Below are 6000 nucleotides of genomic sequence, written 5' to 3' on the forward strand. Positions count from 1 at the left end.
TTGCAATTCCTTTGGGGACTTGAACCCTCCACTGTCTTGTTGACTACCCTTTGGCAGAGATTATGATGGGGGCTTGAACCCTCTTTAAATTACGAATTACGAATTACGAATTAGTAATTATTTGGTCAAGTAGTGAGAGCAGCAAATTGGTAGAATGCCAACAAGCCGTTCGTTAAAGAGGGGATGAGCAAGCAGGGGAAGCAAGGGAAGAGTAATTAATACCCAATACTTCTCTACGAGACGTACTCACGTTCGCTCAGTACAAGTGCCCCATACCCCATTCCCTAAATTCAATTTTTAAGTTTTGAGAAATTTTCCGATGACAACTGCAATTTCCTATCCCAATGCCCCTGATTTAGCAACCGATGATTACATTGTGATCGGCTTGGCAACCTGCTTCGTCAAAGAAGATGGAGAAGTTTATCAAATCGAAGTTATAGAACCGATTCCCTCTGCGGCTTTGGAAGCGCTTTTAAAGGGCATTCCTACATCCTATAAGCTGGCTCATGCCACAACTTTGGGATCTTTGCTAGATGGCGATTCACAACTGCTGCCAGATGGCTTCCCAGAGTCGGCTCAGTTTGGAGAGGAATTTGTGCCACGGGCATTTGCAGCAGCTCGTACCTACAAGCGTCGTGAATCTGCAAAATCTCTAATTCCCTTAGGTACAAACTACACTGAATTTAAATATTCCATTGAGCGGAAACGGGTGTTAAACGCCGCCAGAGTTGTCACCAAAGAAGACAATATTAAACAGCATTCTCACACTCACAAAGTGCTTTAAGTAATTATGCTAAAACTTTACGGTGGCGCTCGTAGTCGAGCATCAATTGTTCACTGGTATTTAGAGGAATTAGGAATTCCTTACGAATTCGTCAAGCTTGATATGCAGGCGGGTGAACATCTCCAGCCTGCATATTTGGCAATTAACCCATTTGGTAAAGTCCCAGCAATTGTTGATGGGGATTTTCAGCTTTGGGAATCTGGGGCAATTTTGCTGTATCTTGCCGATAAGTACAGTAAAACTCCACTTTCACCAGAGGAACGTGCTGTATTTTCCCAATGGGTGTTGTTTGCTAATGCTACCCTTGCTCCAGGGATTTTTGGAGAGGAGAATCGAGAACGGGAAATGCCCCGCTTGTTGACTCCATTAAATGAAATTTTCAGTAGGCAACCTTTTTTACATGGTAATGAGTTCACTATTGCTGATGTGGCAGTGGGGTCTGTTCTGAATTATATTCCCATGATACTGAAGCTAGACCTCAGCCCCTATCCAGCGGTGTTGAACTATATGAAGCAGTTATCTGAGCGTCTGGCATTTCAAAGAAGTATTGGTGCTAGGACTTGATTATAGTAGGGGCGCACAGTTGTGCATAGAAGTTGGGTTTTGCACGCCTTCTAGGGTTGCCCTCATCCCCTAACCCCTTCTCCCAGTAGGGAGAAGGGGAACCGGAGAATTTACTCGCCTCTGCCCAAAAACGTAGTTTGGAGAGGCAATGCCCACCATGCAAATCTTTTAACGATAATTTGTAAATTGCAAAGCAACTGGGTAGTCTTCTTGTTTTAGCCGCTGCATGACAACTTGCAAGTCATCTTTAGATTTGGCAGAAACCCGCACAGCATCCCCTTGAATTGAAGCTTGTACCTTTTTGAATTCGTCCCGAATCAATTTGGAAATTTGTTTGGCGATTTCCTGACTGATGCCTTTTTTGAGTTTGATTTCTTGACGCACGCGATTACCACTGGCTGATTCAACCTTGCCAAAATCAAAGATTTTTTGGGAGAGGTTACGCTTGGCAGCTTTTTCTCGCAGAATGGTGTGTACAGAATCTAAGGTAAACTCGCTGTCAGTACTAACGTTAATGCTTTCTTCGACTAACTCGACAGTAGTTTGAGTGTCTTTGAGGTCATAACGACCTTTGATGTCTCGTACAACTTGATCGACAGCGTTAACCAACTCTTGTCGGTCAAAGTCGCTCACAATGTCAAAGGAAAAAGTAGAAGCCATAAAACATTTTGGATTTTAGATTTTGGACTTCGACTTCGCTCAGTCGAACGATTTTGGATTGGGTATTGGGAAAACTCTTCCCCAGTCCCCAGTCTCCATGCCCCAATTAACTAGTAGCTTGGATGATACTCAAGAAAAAGAGAGTAGCAGAGCCAAGGATGCCAATGGCAAACATGAGCGATCGCAAAAGGGGTATATTCAAAATATAAAAAATCGAGTATAGGAAACGGGCCACCACAAAGGCGATCGCAGCCACTTGGGCTGTAAAAGAATTTACACCAGTTACATAAGCCATCAATGCGGCTGCGGCAAATATCATAAAGGCTTCAAAGGTGTTTTGATGTGCCCAAGTAGCCCGTTGGGCATAAGGTGGCAATTTATCAAACATGGCGCGAGGAGTAGAAAACATTTCATACCCAATACGCGCACGGGCATAAGCTACTAGCAAAAATGGCACATAAATCAGAACGGCAGCAGCAGCGATCGAGTACAAAAAAATTATCATTACTTATTAGTCGTTGGTATTAGTCATCAGTGAGCCAGCACGGTCTTGGGGGTTTCCCCCATGAGTGACTGGCGAACTCGTAAGGGTCATCAGTCATCAGTCATTAGTCAAATACAAATGACAAAAGACAAATGACAAATGACTAATCAAAGTAGAAAAGCGTCACCACTTTTCTTTGTTCTTCTGCATCTTGACAGGTTTGCAACAGGGTGCGACTGTCGTGAAACGCAAAGCAGATTAGTTGCTGGCAACGGGAGACAATCTCCTTATTGCACAAGTAACTGGCTTCCGCCAGAGACAGATTATCATTACTGGGATTTTCGACTAGATGCATTACCTGTTCTAGTTGCTGGCGCGATTCTAAAGGCTGGCGTTCCAGGCTTTGGGGTAAAATCACCGTCAACAAATTTGCATCAGCCCGGGTTGCTCCCTTGATAGCAGCTGAATTTGTACCTGTAGCACCAGAAGTGATGATTCGATTACCCGATAAAACTAGGGCATAAGTCATCATTTCAATAAGATTCTGATGCGTAATCGGGACATGACGAGAACCCAGCAAGGCAATTCTTTTAGAACCCGTTTGCTGGATTGTCGCTAGTTCTTGGGCTAATGTATCGAGGTTAATAAGGTCTGTTGATTGGCTCAAAGATGGAGATAATCAGACTAAACGACCCAGATATTTTACCAAAGAGCGTGTAGATGCGAGGAAAACTTAAGTTAGACATTGCGACTAATTTTCGATTCTTTGGTTCAGTAACTCCATTACTTGGTAACACCAGGCTAGCCAATGTGTTTCATAACTAATGCCATTTAGGAGAGTTAAATACTGAAATTTGCCTGGTTCTAGCAGTTCTTGCGGATTCTGAAAGTAACGTTGTTCTAACTCCTTATACGTAGACAATTTTTTTTGATGGGCTTTTTGGTGATGTTCTAGCTCTGCCAAGATAATTTGCTTAGAAACAATATGACCAGCAAAAATTTTAACTAGTAAATCATCTTTAATCGGTGTGGGTTCACAGGGTTGAGCAATCCACTCTTTGAGGTGCTGTTCTCCCAAGTCTGTAACGCTGTAGAGCCTTTTATCTGGCCGTCCGGCTTGAAGAATCGACTCGGAACTGATCCATCCTTGATCTTCTAGCTTCGACAACTCCCGATAAATCTGCTGGTGACTTGCTGACCAGAAAAAGCCTACAGAGCCATCGAATCTTTTTGCTAAATCATATCCACTACAGGATGCCTCAACCAGAGCCGCTAATATTGCGTGCGCTAATGCCATAATTTTTAATTCACTACTTGACTTATGCAACTAATTGCATAAAGATGCTTAATATGCAATTAATTGCATATTGACTTAACCAACAAGGAGTGAGAGATGCCTCAAGTAATACCAGGACGATTTACAGCCGAGATTGATGAACCTTTTGTTGTGTTTCTGATTGGGATGCGAATTAATAAATTATTCGCTTTTTCCAAATGGATTCCCACAGCTAGGGCAATGTCACCTATGCTACAAAGCCTTAATCAGAATCCTGAAAAAGGGTTTTTAGGGGGAGAAACTTTTGTTTACTGGCGAGGAGTGGGACTGATTCAGTATTGGCGATCATTCGAGGATTTGGAGCGTTTTGCTAGAAATCCAGCTGATGCACATTTAAAAGCTTGGCAAAGGTTTAATCAAGCTATTGGTGCTGATGGCAGTGTCGGTATTTGGCACGAAACCTATTTAATTGAACCGGGAAGATATGAGGCGGTTTACGGAAATATGCCTGTCTTTGGATTAGCTGCTGCAACGAAGCATGTCCCAGCTATGGGGCGGAAGGAAACAGCACGCCGTCGCCTGGGAGGTGACGGCGAACCAGCTGTACCATCACCAGCAATACAGCCTCCTAACTGATAACTGAGCATGGATGCTCTTAATAGTTTGAGTTGATGAATCTAAGACAATGCCCCTGCCGGAGTTAAACCTAATTTGGATAATAAGCGGTCAATGTCAAAATGCTGGGACATCAACTGGCGAATATACTGAACCTTAATCGGCTCGTGGACACGGACTTGACCAAAAGTGCGGTCAACAATTTCTACAGTGGTGAGGGTGTCTAAGTCAACAGACAAAATGGGGATTTCTAGTTCTTCAGCGCGACTTAGAATAAACGGTGGGGGTGGTAGTTGCCCGGTGAGAATTAAACATTGGGTAGATGTTTCCAAAGCCGCTTGCTGAATTTCCACCCGATCGCCTCCTGTCACCACTGCCATATTCTGGCGTTTGCGGAAATATTTCACAGCTGAATTGACATTCATCGCTCCAATTGCCAGACTTTCTACCAACAAATCCATGCGATCGTTGCGGCAGAGAACATCAGCCTTTAACTGCTTGACTAGTTCGCCAACACTGACGCTGCGGAGCAAATCGCTATTCGGCAGCATTGCTAGCACTGGAATCCCCTGCTGTTCCAAAAATGGGCGCAAAAGAGTATCAACAGCTTCTAGTTGGGTGACAGGAATATCATTGATCACAACTCCAATTAAGCGATCGCCCACACGCTGTTTTGCAGCCAATAGCGCCTCAACCGAAAGCAACGATTTATAGCGGGCTACTAACAGCACACCAGCATCCAATACTTCAGCCATTTGCAGTAAAGACAAGTCAAACAAATTGCCTTCGGACAAATCACCAGGCCCCTCCAATAACACCAAATCTCCTTGAGACTTATGTAAATATTGCTGTATTAGGGACTGCTGATAATCGGTTTTGTCTTCCCCCTGCAAGCGCTTTTGCACATTTGGTTCATCTAAAGCCAGCATTGTAGGTGCAACGCGGTTTTCCGGCAAATTGAGGCTAAGAGCGATGAACTGGACATCTTCCTCAATTACGGTTCCACTAGACGAATTGAAAGACGTACCGAGTGGTTTACCGTAGGTAATATCCAGACCTTTTTGCTGTAGCTGATGAGACAAACCCAGAACAGTTGCAGATTTACCGCTGTAATTCTCGGTTGATCCAATCAGCAAATATTTAGGGGATTTTGGCACACATGCACTCCTAATTTCAAAAGTCAGAAGAACCCAGCTAGGTGTTTCCTAATTCTAGTTCCTTCTGGCAAAAGCCTCTCGCTCTCACAAATTAAGGTTTCCCAGAATTACCTTCTGATTGAACAAGCTGGGGAGAGGTAGAGTGTATTGCATACAAACGAGCGACGCCGATAGCGTTCGCGTAGCGTCTCGTAGAGAAGCGTTAGCGAGTCTTGCCTACGGCAGCGCGAACGAGCGTCATAGCCCGTCGTAGACATTGCTATATGGAACCTGAGACTTAAGTTTCAGGCTCATAGCCTAAGTCCGTTCAAACTGATAGATATCTTGCAGCATTCTTGATTAGGACGATCGCCATTGGTGTCAACTTAACCCTCTTTTGTCACTCTCGCCGGAGTATAATTAAGGGCGATCGCTAAAAGTGAAGCCTTAAGATGGTTGAGCCGCGCCCACCCGCGCCCAC

Annotated in this window: 8 protein-coding genes; 3 read left to right on the top strand and 5 right to left on the bottom strand. The window is 44.1% G+C overall.

The window, feature by feature from the left end:
- The first annotated feature begins 319 nt into the window (after positions 1-319).
- Both V7L12_RS21700 and V7L12_RS21705 read left to right on the top strand, forming a co-directional pair.
- Entirely contained in the window at positions 320-784 is a 465-nt protein-coding gene (locus V7L12_RS21700; RefSeq protein ID WP_334821834.1) for a hypothetical protein, read from the top strand.
- 6 nt (positions 785-790) lie between these two features.
- Positions 791-1348, top strand: coding sequence for a glutathione S-transferase family protein (locus V7L12_RS21705; protein WP_335087392.1), 558 nt, complete (start codon positions 791-793; stop codon positions 1346-1348).
- A 168-nt stretch (positions 1349-1516) separates the two neighbouring features.
- On the opposite strand, the gene V7L12_RS21710 is transcribed toward V7L12_RS21705, so the two are convergent.
- The 4 genes from V7L12_RS21710 to V7L12_RS21725 all read right to left on the bottom strand — a co-directional run bounded on the left by V7L12_RS21710 (position 1517) and on the right by V7L12_RS21725 (position 3789).
- A complete protein-coding gene (locus tag V7L12_RS21710; RefSeq protein WP_335087393.1) occupies positions 1517-2008 on the bottom strand; it encodes a YajQ family cyclic di-GMP-binding protein in 492 nt (163 codons plus the stop codon).
- Positions 2009-2114: 106 nt separating this feature from the next.
- Positions 2115-2513 carry an MAPEG family protein gene (locus V7L12_RS21715; protein WP_335087395.1) on the bottom strand — a complete coding sequence of 133 codons (399 nt, stop codon included), beginning with the start codon at positions 2511-2513 and terminating at the stop codon, positions 2115-2117.
- Positions 2514-2655: 142 nt separating this feature from the next.
- Positions 2656-3159 carry a hypothetical protein gene (locus V7L12_RS21720; RefSeq protein WP_041565591.1) on the bottom strand — a complete coding sequence of 168 codons (504 nt, stop codon included), beginning with the start codon at positions 3157-3159 and terminating at the stop codon, positions 2656-2658.
- Between the two features lie 84 nt (positions 3160-3243).
- A complete protein-coding gene (locus V7L12_RS21725) occupies positions 3244-3789 on the bottom strand; it encodes a PadR family transcriptional regulator (protein ID WP_335087397.1) in 546 nt (181 codons plus the stop codon).
- A 96-nt stretch (positions 3790-3885) separates the two neighbouring features.
- Here V7L12_RS21725 and V7L12_RS21730 point away from each other — a divergent pair, with 96 nt between their 5' ends.
- Positions 3886-4404, top strand: coding sequence for a DUF4188 domain-containing protein (locus V7L12_RS21730; RefSeq protein ID WP_335087399.1), 519 nt, complete (start codon positions 3886-3888; stop codon positions 4402-4404).
- Between the two features lie 41 nt (positions 4405-4445).
- On the opposite strand, the gene V7L12_RS21735 is transcribed toward V7L12_RS21730, so the two are convergent.
- Positions 4446-5540 carry a phosphotransacetylase family protein gene (locus tag V7L12_RS21735; protein WP_335087400.1) on the bottom strand — a complete coding sequence of 365 codons (1095 nt, stop codon included), beginning with the start codon at positions 5538-5540 and terminating at the stop codon, positions 4446-4448.
- Positions 5541-6000: the final 460 nt, after the last annotated feature.

Source organism: Nostoc sp., assembly GCF_036918245.1.
In the GTDB taxonomy this organism is placed as follows: Bacteria; Cyanobacteriota; Cyanobacteriia; order Cyanobacteriales; family Nostocaceae; genus Nostoc.